Origin of the sequence: Hafnia sp. CBA7124, from assembly GCF_002355555.1 — a bacterium.
Lineage (GTDB): Bacteria > Pseudomonadota > Gammaproteobacteria > Enterobacterales > Enterobacteriaceae > Hafnia > Hafnia alvei.
The window spans coordinates 3,593,542-3,608,408 of sequence record NZ_AP017469.1 but is presented as its reverse complement, the minus strand read 5'-3'; the positions used below and the strand labels follow the sequence as shown (position 1 = coordinate 3,608,408).

The 14,867-nt window shown below is 49.5% G+C and carries 10 protein-coding genes; 7 read left to right on the top strand and 3 right to left on the bottom strand.

The features are described 5' to 3' along the window. Positions 1-12 precede the first annotated feature (12 nt). Positions 13-1,410 (bottom strand): amino acid permease, encoded by a 1,398-nt coding sequence (locus CPY98_RS16555; protein ID WP_046448732.1) that lies wholly within the window; start codon positions 1,408-1,410, stop codon positions 13-15. A gap of 867 nt (positions 1,411-2,277) precedes the next feature. Between CPY98_RS16555 and pdhR the strand changes: the two genes are divergently transcribed. From pdhR to lpdA, 4 genes are all read left to right on the top strand, one after another. Next, entirely contained in the window at positions 2,278-3,042 is a 765-nt protein-coding gene (pdhR, locus tag CPY98_RS16545; protein ID WP_025800338.1) for a pyruvate dehydrogenase complex transcriptional repressor PdhR, read from the top strand. Positions 3,043-3,203: 161 nt separating this feature from the next. Then, positions 3,204-5,867: a pyruvate dehydrogenase (acetyl-transferring), homodimeric type gene (aceE, locus tag CPY98_RS16540; RefSeq protein ID WP_025800337.1), complete on the top strand. Its 2,664-nt coding sequence runs from the start codon at positions 3,204-3,206 to the stop codon at positions 5,865-5,867. Between the two features lie 13 nt (positions 5,868-5,880). Further along, the gene (aceF, locus tag CPY98_RS16535; RefSeq protein WP_046448734.1) at positions 5,881-7,755 is read left to right on the top strand and encodes a pyruvate dehydrogenase complex dihydrolipoyllysine-residue acetyltransferase; all 1,875 of its coding nucleotides are present in this window, start codon (positions 5,881-5,883) and stop codon (positions 7,753-7,755) included. Between the two features lie 291 nt (positions 7,756-8,046). Beyond that, positions 8,047-9,471 carry a dihydrolipoyl dehydrogenase gene (gene lpdA / locus CPY98_RS16530; protein WP_025800335.1) on the top strand — a complete coding sequence of 475 codons (1,425 nt, stop codon included), beginning with the start codon at positions 8,047-8,049 and terminating at the stop codon, positions 9,469-9,471. Between the two features lie 83 nt (positions 9,472-9,554). On the opposite strand, the gene CPY98_RS16525 is transcribed toward lpdA, so the two are convergent. Beyond that, positions 9,555-9,812, bottom strand: coding sequence for a hypothetical protein (locus CPY98_RS16525; protein WP_043495368.1), 258 nt, complete (start codon positions 9,810-9,812; stop codon positions 9,555-9,557). 532 nt (positions 9,813-10,344) lie between these two features. Here CPY98_RS16525 and acnB point away from each other — a divergent pair. The 3 genes from acnB (at position 10,345) to yacL (ending at position 14,321) form a co-directional block, all read left to right on the top strand. Further along, positions 10,345-12,942 carry a bifunctional aconitate hydratase 2/2-methylisocitrate dehydratase gene (acnB, locus tag CPY98_RS16515; RefSeq protein WP_043495367.1) on the top strand — a complete coding sequence of 866 codons (2,598 nt, stop codon included), beginning with the start codon at positions 10,345-10,347 and terminating at the stop codon, positions 12,940-12,942. A 163-nt stretch (positions 12,943-13,105) separates the two neighbouring features. Beyond that, positions 13,106-13,759 carry a tellurite resistance TerB family protein gene (locus tag CPY98_RS16510; protein WP_043495365.1) on the top strand — a complete coding sequence of 218 codons (654 nt, stop codon included), beginning with the start codon at positions 13,106-13,108 and terminating at the stop codon, positions 13,757-13,759. A gap of 196 nt (positions 13,760-13,955) precedes the next feature. Next, the gene (yacL, locus tag CPY98_RS16505) at positions 13,956-14,321 is read left to right on the top strand and encodes a protein YacL (protein ID WP_025800332.1); all 366 of its coding nucleotides are present in this window, start codon (positions 13,956-13,958) and stop codon (positions 14,319-14,321) included. A gap of 86 nt (positions 14,322-14,407) precedes the next feature. Here yacL and CPY98_RS16500 read toward each other — a convergent pair whose 3' ends face one another. Then, entirely contained in the window at positions 14,408-14,755 is a 348-nt protein-coding gene (locus CPY98_RS16500) for a YacC family pilotin-like protein (RefSeq protein WP_025800331.1), read from the bottom strand. Positions 14,756-14,867: the final 112 nt, after the last annotated feature.

Genomic DNA, 14,867 nt, shown 5'->3' with positions numbered 1-14,867 from the left:
AAAGAAAATCGCTTACGAGTGGCTGGATACGCTATTCGTATTGCGTTGGTTGCGCTGTTTGATGGCGTAGCCAATACCGAGAATAATCAGCCATACCGGTATCAGCAGCACGGAAATCTGAATACCCGGCGTGAAGTACATGATGACTAAGATCCCGCACAGGAATGCTAAGCACAGGTAGTTGCCGAACGGATACCAAAACGCCTGAAACTTAGGTACCACGCCTTCACGATTTTTAGCCGCACGGAAACGCAGGTGCGCTAAGCTAATCATCGCCCAGTTGATCACCAAGGCAGAAACAACCAGCGCCATCAGCAGCTCAAAGGCTTTGCCCGGCATGACGTAGTTAATCAGCACGCACAGCAGAGTGGCTGCAGCCGATAGCCCAATCGCTACGACGGGAACGCCGCGTCCATCGACTTTCAGTAACGCTTTCGGCCCATTGCCCTGTTTGGCTAAACCAAACAACATACGGCTGTTGCAATACACGCAGCTGTTATAAACCGATAGCGCAGCGGTCAACACCACGATATTCAGGATGGTGGCGACAACGTTGCTATCTAATTCGTGGAAAATCATCACGAATGGACTGCCGCCTTCCACTACTTTGCCCCACGGATAAAGCGAAAGTAGGATAGACAGAGAGCCAATATAGAAAAGCAGAATGCGGTAAATAACCTGATTCGTGGCTTTAGGAATGCTTTTCTCTGGGTTATCGGCTTCGGCTGCGGTGATGCCAACTAGTTCTAACCCACCGAATGAGAACATGATAACGGCCATCGCCATCACCAGACCCATCGTGCCGTTAGGGAAGAATCCACCTTGCTCCCACAGATTCGTCACGCTGGCTTCAGGCCCTGCGTGGCCGCTCAGTAAGAGCCATGCGCCGAACACAATCATGCCGATAATGGCGACGACTTTGATAATGGCAAACCAGAATTCCATTTCACCGTAGACTTTGACGTTCGCAAGGTTAATGGCGTTAATCGCAAGGAAGAAGACGGCCGCAGAAACCCATGTAGGGATATCGGGGAACCAGTACTGAACATAAATGCCGACGGCGGTGAGCTCTGCCATCGCCACGAGCACGTAAAGAACCCAATAGTTCCAGCCCGAGGCAAAACCTGCAAAGTTCCCCCAGTATTTAAAGGCAAAGTGGCTAAAAGACCCTGCTACAGGCTCTTCAACCACCATTTCACCCAATTGACGCATTATCAGGAACGCTATAAAACCACCAATTGCGTAGCCCAAAATAACGGAAGGGCCCGCCATTTTGATGGTTTGTGCAATACCTAAAAACAGTCCGGTGCCGATGGCACCACCCAGAGCAATCAGCTGAATATGGCGATTTTTCAATCCCCTTTTCAGTTGTTCACCGTGAGGCTGAGCGCGATGCTGCTGATCACTCATGTCTTTCATCCTCTAAATACGCCGGTCGAAAACGACCTCTGGCTCACTGTTACTGTCATTTGTAATTATTAAAATACGAAATGCGTAATTTATTGTTTACATGGATTGCCAATTTGATTTGTTTTATTGGCTACCAATGACTGGAGAATAATGATAAGCGAAAGAAATTGCACCACATTTATAATGTTAAATACCGATATAGATCACAGAGAGAGCTCAATGAGTTTTTGCTCATTCATTCAGAGAAAATGAGCATTGTTTATAAAATAGACGCTTTGAGCGAAATTGGCGAAAGAGACGAAAAAAAAGCAATATTTTACAAAATGAAGCACCGGTGGTGGAGGTACTTCTTTTGGAGGACGAGGAGAATTGCCGATTGGATAAATTTCATGCTGGCTGAGCGAGCGGATTTGATAAACACCGTATAGCCGTGACTTCTTTACCTAATTTTACCTACCGCGCGTAACATATTTATCTTCAAGCAATTAGCATTGTTAGTACATCTGGTGATTAAATAACTATTCGTTTATTTGAATTGTTATGCGAATTTTGCACTGCTTTCACGCTTCAGCTTGAGTGTCTTTTAGTTTCAATAAAGTTAAAATACTTTCTTGCCTCGTAAATGGTATTACCACGTTACAGTTATAGTATTGCTGTGTTGTTTGAGTGACTTTGTTAAAAAATGCTCGCTTTCATGATTTCAATCAAAGCCTGTATGGACAGCAGGTGAATACTTTGTTACTTTAGCGTCACGTTTTTGAAATTGGTATTACCAATTGACTTTGCGCCACTCGCAGAGATTTTAAGCGGCTCGCGAACAAAATAACGTTAATAAGAAGAAGCACTCGCAGAGAAGAAAAGAGCGACATGGCCTACAGCAAAATTCGTCAACCGAAACTATCAGATGTCATCGAACAGCAACTGGAATATCTGATTCTGGAAGGCACGCTGCGCCCAGGAGAAAAACTTCTTCCCGAGCGTGAGCTGGCGAAACAGTTTGATGTGTCTCGACCTTCTTTAAGAGAAGCGATACAGCGGCTAGAAGCAAAAGGATTGCTGTTGCGTCGTCAGGGAGGCGGTACCTTCGTTCAAACCAACCTCTGGCAAAGTTTTAGCGATCCCTTGGCTGAACTGCTGGCAGACCATCCAGAATCACAATTCGATTTGCTTGAAACCCGTCATGCGCTTGAAGGTATTGCTGCTTATTACGCAGCACTGCGTGGCACAGACGAAGATTTAACCCGTATTCGCACTTGCCATCTGGTTATTCAAGAGGCGCAGGAAAGCGGCGATTTAGACGCTGAAGCGGATGCGGTGATGCAGTATCAGGTCGCGGTGACCGAAGCTGCACATAACGTGGTTCTTCTGCATTTGCTGCGCTGTATGGCGCCGATGCTGGAGCAAAACGTGAAACAGAACTTTGAGTTGCTTTACTCGCGCCGTGAAATGTTGGCCAAGGTAAACGACCATCGTGCCAGCATTTTTGAGGCGATTGTGGCACGCGAGCCAGAGAAAGCTCGTGAAGCATCGCACCGCCATCTGGCATTTATTGAGGATATCTTGTTGGAACTCAATCGTGAGCATAGCCGCCGTGAGCGGTCGCTGCGCAGACTCCAGCAACGCAAGGATTAAAAACGGATTGTGAAAGCTTAGCCCTTTGATAATCCGTTTTATTGCAACACCACTAGGCAACTAAACCCTGATTGGGCCTGTCTTCGTGTTTTTTCCCGACATGAAGAAAACACACGAAGACAGGCTCCTGACAAACCATTAGACAGATAAGGAATACCACCATGTCAGAACGTTTAAACAATGACGTGGACCCGATCGAAACCCGCGACTGGCTGCAGGCGATCGAATCGGTCATCCGTGAAGAAGGTGTAGAGCGCGCTCAGTACCTGATTGATCAAGTATTGGGTGAAGCCCGTAAAGGCGGCGTAAACCTGCCTACCGGAGCGACCAGCCGCAACTACGTCAATACCATTGCGGTAGAAGACGAGCCTGCGTACCCAGGTAATCTGGAGCTGGAACGCCGCATCCGTTCAGCGATTCGTTGGAACGCGGTCATGACTGTTCTGCGTGCATCGAAAAAGGATCTGGAACTGGGTGGCCATATGGCTTCTTTCCAGTCTTCCGCAACGGTATACGAAGTCTGCTTTAACCACTTCTTCCGCGCTCGTAACCAGAAAGACGGCGGCGATTTGGTGTACTTCCAGGGCCACATTTCCCCGGGCGTTTACGCTCGTGCCTTCCTTGAAGGCCGTTTGACCGAAGAACAGATGAACAACTTCCGTCAGGAAGTTCACGGTAAAGGCCTGTCCTCTTACCCGCATCCTAAACTGATGCCTGAATTCTGGCAGTTCCCAACTGTATCAATGGGTCTGGGCCCAATCGGTGCAATCTATCAGGCTAAATTCCTGAAATATCTGGAACACCGTGGCCTGAAAGATACCTCTGAACAAACCGTTTACGCTTTCTTGGGCGACGGTGAGATGGATGAGCCAGAATCTAAAGGTGCGATCACTATCGCAACGCGTGAAAAACTGGACAACCTGTGCTTCATCATCAACTGTAACCTGCAACGTCTGGATGGCCCAGTCACCGGTAACGGCAAAATCGTTAACGAACTGGAAGGCATCTTCGCAGGCGCTGGCTGGAACGTGATTAAGGTTATCTGGGGTAGCCGTTGGGATGAGCTGCTGCGTAAAGATACCAGCGGTAAACTGATCCAGTTGATGAACGAAACGCTGGACGGCGACTACCAGACCTTCAAATCCAAAGACGGCGCTTACGTTCGTGAGCACTTCTTCGGTCGTTACCCTGAAACCGCCGCTCTGGTTAAAGACATGAGCGATGACGAAATCTGGGCATTGAATCGTGGCGGCCACGATCCTAAGAAAGTCTACGCTGCACTGAAAAAAGCGAAAGATACCAAAGGCCAAGCGACCGTTATTCTTGCCCACACCGTTAAAGGTTATGGCATGGGTGACACCGCCGAAGGTAAGAACATCGCTCACCAGGTTAAGAAAATGAACATGGACGGCGTGCGCCAGTTCCGTGATCGTTTCAACGTACCTGTGGCTGATTCTGAAATCGAAAAACTGCCATACGTGACGTTTGATAAAGATTCTGAAGAGTCCAAGTACCTGCACGAACGCCGTCAGGCGCTGCAAGGCTACCTGCCAACTCGTCTGACTCACTTCACCGAGAAACTGGAAATGCCTGCGCTGTCAGACTTCGGTTCTCTGTTGGAAGAGCAGAACAAAGAAATTTCTACCACCATCGCTTTCGTTCGTGCCCTGAACGTGATGCTGAAGAACAAGTCGATCAAAGATCGTCTGGTTCCAATCATCGCCGACGAAGCGCGTACCTTTGGTATGGAAGGCCTGTTCCGTCAGATCGGTATCTACAGCCCTAACGGTCAGCAGTACACCCCGCAGGACCGTGAGCAGGTTGCTTACTACAAAGAAGACGAAAAAGGTCAGATCCTGCAGGAAGGTATCAACGAACTGGGTGCAGCATCATCTTGGCTGGCGGCGGCAACGTCTTACAGCACCAACGATCTGCCAATGATCCCGTTCTATATCTACTACTCCATGTTCGGTTTCCAGCGTATCGGCGACCTGTGCTGGGCAGCGGGTGACCAACAGGCACGTGGCTTCCTGATCGGTGGTACTTCAGGTCGTACAACCCTGAACGGTGAAGGTCTGCAGCACGAAGATGGCCATAGCCACATTCAGTCTCTGACTATCCCGAACTGTATCTCTTACGATCCAGCATACGCTTACGAAGTGGCAGTCATCATGCATGACGGCTTGGAGCGCATGTACGGTGAAGCACAAGAAAACGTTTACTACTACATCACTACGCTGAACGAAAACTACCACATGCCGGCAATGCCGCAGGGTGCAGAAGAAGGTATCCGTAAAGGTATCTACAAACTGGAAACTCTGGAAGGTAGCAAAGGTAAGGTACAGCTGCTGGGTTCAGGTTCTATCCTGCGTCACGTTCGTGAAGCGGCTAAGATCCTGGCTGAAGAATACGGCGTGGGTTCTGATACCTACAGCGTAACTTCCTTCACCGAGCTGGCTCGTGATGGTCAGGACTGTGAGCGTTGGAACATGCTGCACCCAACCGAAACTCCACGTGTACCGTACATCGCTCAGGTGATGAACGATGCGCCAGCGGTTGCGTCTACCGACTACATGAAGCTGTTCGCAGAACAGGTTCGTACTTACGTTCCAGCCAGCGATTATCGCGTACTGGGTACTGACGGCTTCGGCCGTTCAGACAGCCGCGAAAACCTGCGTCACCACTTTGAAGTTGATGCTTCATACGTTGTGGTTGCTGCACTGGGTGAACTGGCTAAACGCGGTGAAATCGAAGCTTCTGTGGTTGCTGATGCAATTAAGAAATTCGACATCAACCCAGAAAAAGTTAACCCGCGTCTGGCATAAGAGGTACAGAAGAATGTCTATCGAAATTAATGTACCGGACATCGGTGCTGATGAAGTTGAAGTTACCGAAGTGATGGTAAAAGTGGGCGACAAAGTGGAAGCCGAACAGTCTTTGATCACCGTTGAAGGTGACAAAGCTTCCATGGAAGTCCCATCACCACAGGCCGGTGTAGTTAAAGAAATTAAAGTTTCCGTGGGCGACAAAGTCGAAACCGGCAAACTGATCATGATCTTTGAAGCCGAAGGTGCAGCAGCCGCTGCACCAGCTAAAGCCGAAGAGAAACCAGCGGCCGCACCTGCTCCGGCAGCCGCCGCTGCAGCAAAAGATGTTGAAGTTCCAGACATCGGCGCCGACGAAGTTGAAGTCACCGAAGTGATGGTGAAAGTAGGCGATACCGTTGAAGCGGAACAGTCTCTGATCACCGTAGAAGGCGACAAAGCTTCTATGGAAGTTCCTGCACCGTTTGCGGGCGTGGTTAAAGAGATCAAGATTGCGACCGGTGACAAAGTGAAAACTGGCTCACTGATCATGGTCTTCGAAGTGGCTGGCGCTGCGCCTGCCGCTTCTGCACCGGCACAGTCAGCGGCTCCAGCTGCTGCGGCTGCATCAGCGGTGAAAGATGTTGAAGTTCCAGACATCGGCGGTGACGAAGTTGAAGTGACTGAAGTGATGGTAAAAGTGGGCGATAAAGTGGCCGCTGAACAATCACTGATTACCGTAGAAGGCGATAAAGCCTCTATGGAAGTCCCAGCTCCGTTCGCGGGTGTGGTTAAAGAAATCAAGATCGCGACCGGCGATAAAGTCAAAACCGGTTCACTGATCATGACCTTTGAAGTCGAAGGCGCGGCTCCTGCGGCTGCACCAGCTGCTAAACAGGACGCGGCTCCGGCTAAACAGGAACAGAAAGCGGCCCCTGCGCCAGCGGCTAAAGCTGAATCGAAGGGCGAGTTTGCTGAAAACGACGCTTACGTTCACGCAACGCCGGTTATCCGTCGCTTGGCACGTGAATTCGGTGTGAACCTGGCGAAAGTCAAAGGTTCTGGCCGTAAAGGTCGTATCCTGCGTGAAGACGTTCAGGCTTACGTGAAAGATGCGGTTAAACGCGCTGAATCTGCTCCGGCAGCAGCTGCGGGTGGCGGTATTCCGGGCATGCTGCCTTGGCCGAAAGTTGACTTCAGCAAGTTCGGTGAAATCGAAGAAGTGGAATTGGGTCGTATCCAGAAAATCTCTGGTGCTAACCTGAGCCGTAACTGGGTGATGATCCCGCACGTTACGCACTTCGACAAAACAGATATCACCGATCTGGAAGCGTTCCGTAAACAGCAGAACGCCGAAGCTGAGAAACGTAAACTGGACGTGAAATTCACCCCAGTGGTCTTCATCATGAAAGCCGTTGCGGCAGCGCTTGAGCAGATGCCACGTTTCAACAGCTCTCTGTCTGAAGATGCGCAGCGCCTGACGCTGAAGAAATACATCAACATCGGTGTTGCGGTTGATACGCCAAATGGTCTGGTTGTTCCTGTCTTCAAAGACGTTAACAAGAAGAGCATTACTGAGCTGTCCCGTGAACTGACGGTGATCTCTAAGAAAGCGCGTGATGGCAAGCTGACGGCTGGCGAAATGCAGGGCGGTTGCTTCACCATCTCCAGCATCGGTGGCCTGGGTACAACCCACTTCGCGCCGATTGTTAACGCGCCTGAAGTCGCTATCTTGGGTGTTTCTAAATCAGCGATTGAGCCGGTATGGAATGGTAAAGAGTTTATGCCGCGTCTGATGATGCCGATTTCTCTTTCCTTCGACCACCGCGTGATTGACGGTGCTGATGGTGCTCGCTTTATCACCATCATCAACAATATGCTGTCAGACATTCGTCGCCTGGTGATGTAACCCTAAAAGCCGGCCAAACGGCCGGCTTTTTTCTTCAAGTGCGTCAGTGCTGGAGCTAATACGGTTCAGCATTGGATAGTGAGACTTTCGTCACCCGATCAAAGCTTTACAGAATTGTTAACATTTTTGTAAACTATGGGCAGTACGAGCGTCCCGGTGGTAGATGGGCGTTATGAATGACTCTCCTCTTTCCTTTGGAAATAAAGGTTGTGAGCCAAACAATGACGTTGGCAGTGATGTTATCAATGTGGATGATGTCGCACCCGCCGGACAAACAATAAAGAGGTCATGATGAGTACTGAAATTAAAACTCAGGTCGTGGTACTTGGGGCGGGCCCTGCAGGTTACTCTGCGGCTTTCCGTTGCGCGGATTTAGGTCTAGAAACCATCATCGTTGAACGTTACTCCACCTTGGGTGGCGTATGTTTAAACGTCGGTTGTATCCCTTCTAAGGCTTTGCTGCACGTCGCTAAAGTGATTGAAGAAGCCAAAGCCTTAGCAGAGCACGGCATTGTTTTCGGTGAGCCGAAAACTGACATCGATAAAGTTCGTGTCTGGAAAGAAAAAGTGATCACTCAGCTGACCGGCGGTCTGGCTGGGATGGCAAAAGGCCGTAAAGTGAAAGTGGTTAACGGTCTGGGCAAATTCACCGGTGCTAACACACTGGAAGTTGAAGGCGAAAACGGCACGACCGTGATTAACTTCGACAACGCTATTATCGCTGCGGGCTCTCGTCCAATTCAGCTGCCGTTCATTCCACATGAAGATCCACGCGTTTGGGATTCAACCGATGCGCTGGCGCTGAAATCAGTCCCAGAACGTCTGCTGGTGATGGGCGGTGGTATTATCGGCCTGGAAATGGGTACCGTTTATCACGCGCTGGGTTCTCAGATTGACGTTGTTGAAATGTTTGATCAGGTCATCCCTGCCGCTGACAAAGACGTGGTGAAAGTCTTCACCAAGCGTATCAGCAAGCAGTTTAACCTGATGCTGGAAACCAAAGTGACCGCGGTAGAAGCCAAAGAAGATGGTATCTACGTCACGATGGAAGGCAAAAAAGCGCCAGCAGAACCACAGCGTTACGACGCGGTTCTGGTTGCTATCGGTCGTGTACCTAACGGTAAACTGCTGGAAGCAGGCAAAGCGGGTGTAGAAGTTGACGAGCGTGGCTTTATCCACGTCGACAAACAGCTGCGTACCAACGTACCGCACATCTTTGCTATCGGCGACATCGTCGGTCAGCCAATGCTGGCACATAAAGGTGTTCACGAAGGTCACGTTGCCGCTGAAGTTATCGCGGGTATGAAGCACTACTTCGATCCTAAGGTGATTCCTTCTATTGCTTATACTGAGCCAGAAGTTGCCTGGGTTGGTCTGACCGAGAAAGAAGCGAAAGAAAAAGGCATCAGCTATGAAACTTCCACCTTCCCGTGGGCTGCTTCAGGCCGTGCTATCGCTTCCGATTGTGCCGACGGTATGACCAAACTGATCTTCGACAAAGAAACTCACCGTATCATCGGTGGTGCCATTGTCGGTACTAACGGCGGCGAGCTGTTAGGTGAAATCGGTCTGGCCATTGAGATGGGTTGCGACGCTGAAGATATCGCGCTGACTATCCATGCTCACCCAACGCTGCATGAATCCGTTGGTTTGGCCGCAGAGATCTACGAAGGTAGCATCACTGACCTGCCGAATCCGAAAGCGAAGAAGAAATAATTTTTTCGCGGACTACGCTGAAATGCAAAACGGCTCCCTCGGGAGCCGTTTTTTTATGTCATTTTCAACCGCAATTCATGCTGCTAATCGTCTTTAAATCCAATAAAAAAGGCGATGGTGAACAGCAATACTCCAATCAAAAGCGCAAACAAGAAGAAATTCATTCCCCAAATCATGGGGCCATTGTCTAAATCGGTGTGCGCGAGATCGTTTCCGTTGAGTACCAGATACTGCGACTGAGTATTGTCTATCAGGAAGAACAGTGCTGCGACGGCCAACAAAACGGAGGCAATCTGTAGCACTGTAAGATAAAAAGTTTTCGACTTCCTTTTAAGTATCATTCCGCATCCTGCATCTACTCGTGGTGATAGTGGATCATAGCGAAAAAAACCGCGCTTAGATCCTAGAACAGATCAAGATTTATCAGTTTTCGACATTTAATACTGTTACAGAACGATACCAATTTGCATTATGCGCTATTTATGTTGCTTTTATGTGAACAGTTTAACAACCGAGTTAAATCCTGATATGCTGGACGGGCATAACCGGGTACTCTACTTATGAAGACCTTGTAACTTGAAAGGTTTTATCCCCGTCATACTTCAAGCTGCTTATGCGTTGGCTGCACCCGCTCACCCTAGTCACTTACTTGAGTAAGTTCCTAGGGACTCACAGGTTTGCTGCCTTCAATCAGCTTGAATTATTTTGGGGGTACTTTCAGAGCGTGGGACAACGCTCTAAAGGCATCTTACTTACCCGTAACCCGGTGGTGGGTGTGTTCCGTAGTAGGTTTTTACACCGTATCGAGAACGTACTACGAAACACACCCTCTGCACACATAATGACTCCAACAATGAGAGCGAGGATAAAGTCGTGCTAAAAGAATATCGCGAGCACGTCGCTGAACGTGCGGCAGAAGGCGTGGTTCCTAAACCACTGGATGCGACGCAAATGGCTGGGTTGGTTGAGTTACTGAAATCGCCGCCCGCTGGTGAAGAAGAATTTCTGTTAGATTTGCTGATCAATCGTGTGCCACCGGGTGTTGATGAAGCCGCTTATGTCAAAGCGGGTTTTTTAGCCGCTGTTGCTAAAGGCGAAACGACCTCTCCTCTGGTTTCTCAAGAAAAAGCCGTTGAACTGCTCGGTACCATGCAGGGCGGTTACAATATCCATCCCCTTATTGATGCCCTCGATGATGCCAAACTGGCACCAATCGCCGCGAAAGCGCTGTCTCATACGCTGCTGATGTTTGATAACTTCTATGATGTGGAAGAGAAAGCCAAAGCTGGCAACAAGCATGCGCAGCAGGTTTTACAATCGTGGGCAGATGCCGACTGGTATTTATCTCGCCCAGAACTGGCCGAGAAAATCACCGTAACCGTGTTTAAAGTGACCGGTGAAACCAACACCGACGATCTATCTCCTGCACCTGACGCGTGGTCTCGTCCCGATATTCCTCTGCACGCATTAGCGATGCTGAAAAACGAACGCGACGGCATTGTTCCCGATCAGCCGGGCAGCGTGGGCCCGATCAAGCAAATTGAATTACTGAACAAAAAAGGTTTCCCGCTGGCCTATGTTGGCGACGTGGTCGGAACCGGTTCTTCGCGTAAGTCAGCGACTAACTCCGTGCTGTGGTTTATGGGCGACGATATTCCTCATGTGCCAAACAAGCGCGGTGGCGGTGTGGTTCTCGGCGGTAAAATTGCCCCGATCTTCTTCAATACGATGGAAGATGCGGGTGCATTACCGATCGAAGTTGACGTTTCTAAGCTGAATATGGGCGATGTGATTGATATCTACCCGTACAAAGGCGAAGTGCGCAATCACGAAACGAATGAACTGCTGGAAAAATTCGAGCTGAAAACCGAAGTGCTTCTGGATGAAGTGCGTGCCGGTGGCCGTATTCCACTGATCATTGGCCGTGGTTTAACCACCAAAGCTCGTGAAGCATTGAATCTGCCTCACAGCGAAGTATTCCGTATTGCTAAACCTGTCGCGGCGAGTAACAAAGGTTTCTCTCTGGCGCAGAAAATGGTCGGACGTGCCTGTGGCACGAAAGGCATTCGTCCAGGGCAATACTGTGAGCCTAAGATGACGTCCGTCGGTTCACAGGATACCACGGGGCCAATGACGCGCGATGAGCTGAAAGATTTGGCTTGTCTGGGCTTCTCCGCTGATTTAGTGATGCAGTCGTTCTGTCATACAGCGGCTTATCCTAAGCCAGTAGATGTGACCACGCACCATACGCTGCCTGATTTCATTATGAACCGTGGCGGTGTCTCTTTGCGTCCGGGCGATGGCATTATTCACTCATGGCTAAACCGCATGCTGCTGCCTGATACCGTTGGTACCGGCGGTGACTCCCATACACGTTTCCCAATCGGGATCTCTTTCCCTGCGGGTTCTGGTTTGGTGGCGTTTGCCGCTGCAACCGGCGTGATGCCGTTGGATATGCCTGAATCTGTGCTGGTGCGCTTCAAAGGTAAAATGCAGCCGGGTATTACCCTGCGCGACTTGGTTCACGCCATTCCTTACTACGCGATTCAGCAGGGCCTACTGACGGTTGAGAAGAAAGGTAAGAAAAATATCTTCTCTGGCCGCATTCTGGAAATCGAAGGTTTGCCAGAGCTGAAGGTTGAGCAGGCGTTTGAGCTGGCGGATGCTTCCGCTGAGCGTTCTGCCGCGGGTTGTACTATCAAACTTGATAAAGCACCGATCACGGAATACCTGAGTTCTAACATCGTTCTGTTGAAATGGATGATCGCAGAAGGCTACGGCGATCGTCGCACCATTGAGCGCCGTATTCAGGGCATGGAAAAATGGCTGGCCGATCCACAACTGCTGGAAGGCGATGCGGATGCAGAATATGCGGCAGTGATCGACATCGATCTGGCCGAGATCAAACAGCCCATTCTGTGTGCGCCAAACGATCCAGACGATGCGCGTTTGTTGTCTGATGTTGCCGGTGAGAAGATCGACGAGGTCTTTATCGGTTCGTGTATGACTAACATTGGTCACTTCCGTGCCGCGGGTAAGCTGTTGGATGGGCATAAAGGTCAACTGCCAACGCGTCTTTGGGTTGCACCGCCGACTAAGATGGATGCAGCTCAACTGACTGAAGAAGGCTACTACAGCATCTTTGGTAAGAGTGGCGCACGCGTTGAGATCCCTGGTTGTTCACTGTGCATGGGTAACCAAGCACGAGTGGCCGATGGCGCAACGGTGGTATCGACTTCAACGCGTAACTTCCCGAACCGTTTGGGCACGGGAGCAAATGTGTATCTGGCCTCGGCCGAGCTGGCTGCGGTGGCTTCACTGTTAGGCCGTTTACCAAATCCAGAAGAGTATCAGCAATACATGGAACAGGTGGATAAAACGGCGGTAGACACCTACCGTTACCTGAACTTTGACAAGCTGGAACAGTACACTGAAAAAGCTGACGGCGTGATTTTCCAGACGGCAGTTTAGTTTTCAGGTGTAACTGAATATCGAGGAGGCTTCGGCCTCCTTTTTTATCGGCTATCCTCCAGCTCACGCCATAAGCAAGTTTTCACTTCCCATACGTAAACTGACAGATAAATCCGTAATCTGCATGCAATAACATCAATAAATTGCGCCTATGGGGTGTGTTATGAAAAACAGTTGGATGCAGCAGATTCAATCTATGCTCGGTGATAAAACTAAATCGATCGGCGGGTCTGAAGGGTTTGGTAAATTATTAGCTCCGGCCGCGTTAGGTGGCTTAGTTGGTGTGCTCTTAGGCAATAAATCCACCCGTAAAATGGCGGGTAAGTTCGGCAAAAATGCGCTGATTATCGGTGGTTCTGCCGCGGTAGGTGCGGTGTTGTGGAATAAATATAAACAACGAGTCAAAGAGACGCATCAGGACGAACCCCAGTTTGGCATGCGCACGTCGCCGATTGATACACGAACCAAGCGCCTGATTCAGGCAATCGTGTTTGCGGCAAAAAGCGATGGGCACGTTGACGATGCTGAGCGTCAGGCCATTGACAATAGCCTGCACGAACTCGGTCTTGGCGCTGAAGCAGAGCATTGGGTGCAAGAGGCATTGGCACAACCGTTAAATCCAGCGCTGCTAGCGCAAGATATTAAGAATGAAGACGAGGCGCTTGAGGTCTATTACCTCAGCTGTGTGGTGATCGACATCGATCACTTTATGGAGCGTAGCTATCTGGATGCGTTGGCGCAGGCTCTGAAAATCCCCGCCGATGTGAAGCAAGGAATTGAGCACGATATCAGCGAGAAGAAACGCGAGCTGGCTTGACCCTCGACGCTATTTTTGCTGATATACCGCGCCGGTTTTCCAGTGAAAATCGGGCAGATAACGCGCAACGGAGGCCAAGGCCTCCGTTTTATTTTTCCAGTTTGCGAGCCTTGACAGTGCAGCTACGCGATGGATGTTTACACTATAAGTAGGTCATCCCCAGAAAAAATAGGGGAAAGTCGCGGAGGGCTGAACGATGGATTATGAATTTCGCCATGATGTAACGGGGCAGGTTGTCGCCGTATTTTCGATGGGGCACGAGGTCGTTGGGCACTGGCTAAACGAGGAGGTTAAAGGCGATTTGGCTTTGCTGACTCAGGTGGAGCAGGCCGCGGCTGAGGTGAAAGGCAGCGAACGTCAGTGGCAGTTAACCGGGCATGAATACACGCTATGGTTAGACGGTGAAGAAGTGATGGTTCGCGCTAATCAGATGGCGGTGGAAGGTGATGAAATGGAAGAGGGGATGAGTTACTACGATGAAGAAAGCCTCTCATTCTGTGGCTTAGAAGATTTTTTACTGGCGCTAGAGAAATATCGCGCTTTTATCGTTTCGACACGTTAGTTCAGTTGAGACGCTGAGTTTATCTTTCACTGATATATTAAACGGCAGATAAGCTCTGCCGTTTAAATGGCTGCTATGGGGATAGATTAATTAGCGTAAGCGAGCAGGCTCAGAGAATCTCGGGCGAGATACTTGCATTTCGTTGCGGTTGGCATCGAAATTCGGCTGAGATCGTGATAGCTATCTTCACCCAACGCTTTCATTTTCTTGGTGTTATAGTTGGATAAATCCCATCCGTTACGATTGGCAAAAAAGACGATCGCTTTTTTGATTTGCGCATTGGGCAAATCGTTATAACCACAGTCATTTTTTAGAAATACGAAGATAGCGGTGAGATCGGCTAAATCTTCGGATTGCATATCATCAAGAGCCTGGCTGGCAGAGGTAAAACTCAGCAAACCTAAAAGCAAAAGCACCAGCGAGGTTTTTTTCATAAACAGATGCACATTATGTAGTTGTAGCTTGACGGTATCATATTTCAGCCCTGTTTCTACAGTGTTTCTTGCTCATTTCATCAATCAATTTTTGGAACCTACTTTCCATTAA

What these genes read in the sequence shown, in the direction of transcription:
- aceF (WP_046448734.1), top strand. Translation starts at nt 5,881, where the DNA reads ATGTCTATCGAAATTAATGTACCGGACATCGGTGCTGATGAAGTTGAA.
- CPY98_RS16510 (WP_043495365.1), top strand. Translation starts at nt 13,106, where the DNA reads ATGAAAAACAGTTGGATGCAGCAGATTCAATCTATGCTCGGTGATAAA.
- CPY98_RS16555 (WP_046448732.1), bottom strand. Translation starts at nt 1,410, where the DNA reads ATGAGTGATCAGCAGCATCGCGCTCAGCCTCACGGTGAACAACTGAAA.
- CPY98_RS16525 (WP_043495368.1), bottom strand. Translation starts at nt 9,812, where the DNA reads ATGATACTTAAAAGGAAGTCGAAAACTTTTTATCTTACAGTGCTACAG.
- CPY98_RS16500 (WP_025800331.1), bottom strand. Translation starts at nt 14,755, where the DNA reads ATGAAAAAAACCTCGCTGGTGCTTTTGCTTTTAGGTTTGCTGAGTTTT.
- aceE (WP_025800337.1), top strand. Translation starts at nt 3,204, where the DNA reads ATGTCAGAACGTTTAAACAATGACGTGGACCCGATCGAAACCCGCGAC.
- lpdA (WP_025800335.1), top strand. Translation starts at nt 8,047, where the DNA reads ATGAGTACTGAAATTAAAACTCAGGTCGTGGTACTTGGGGCGGGCCCT.
- pdhR (WP_025800338.1), top strand. Translation starts at nt 2,278, where the DNA reads ATGGCCTACAGCAAAATTCGTCAACCGAAACTATCAGATGTCATCGAA.
- yacL (WP_025800332.1), top strand. Translation starts at nt 13,956, where the DNA reads ATGGATTATGAATTTCGCCATGATGTAACGGGGCAGGTTGTCGCCGTA.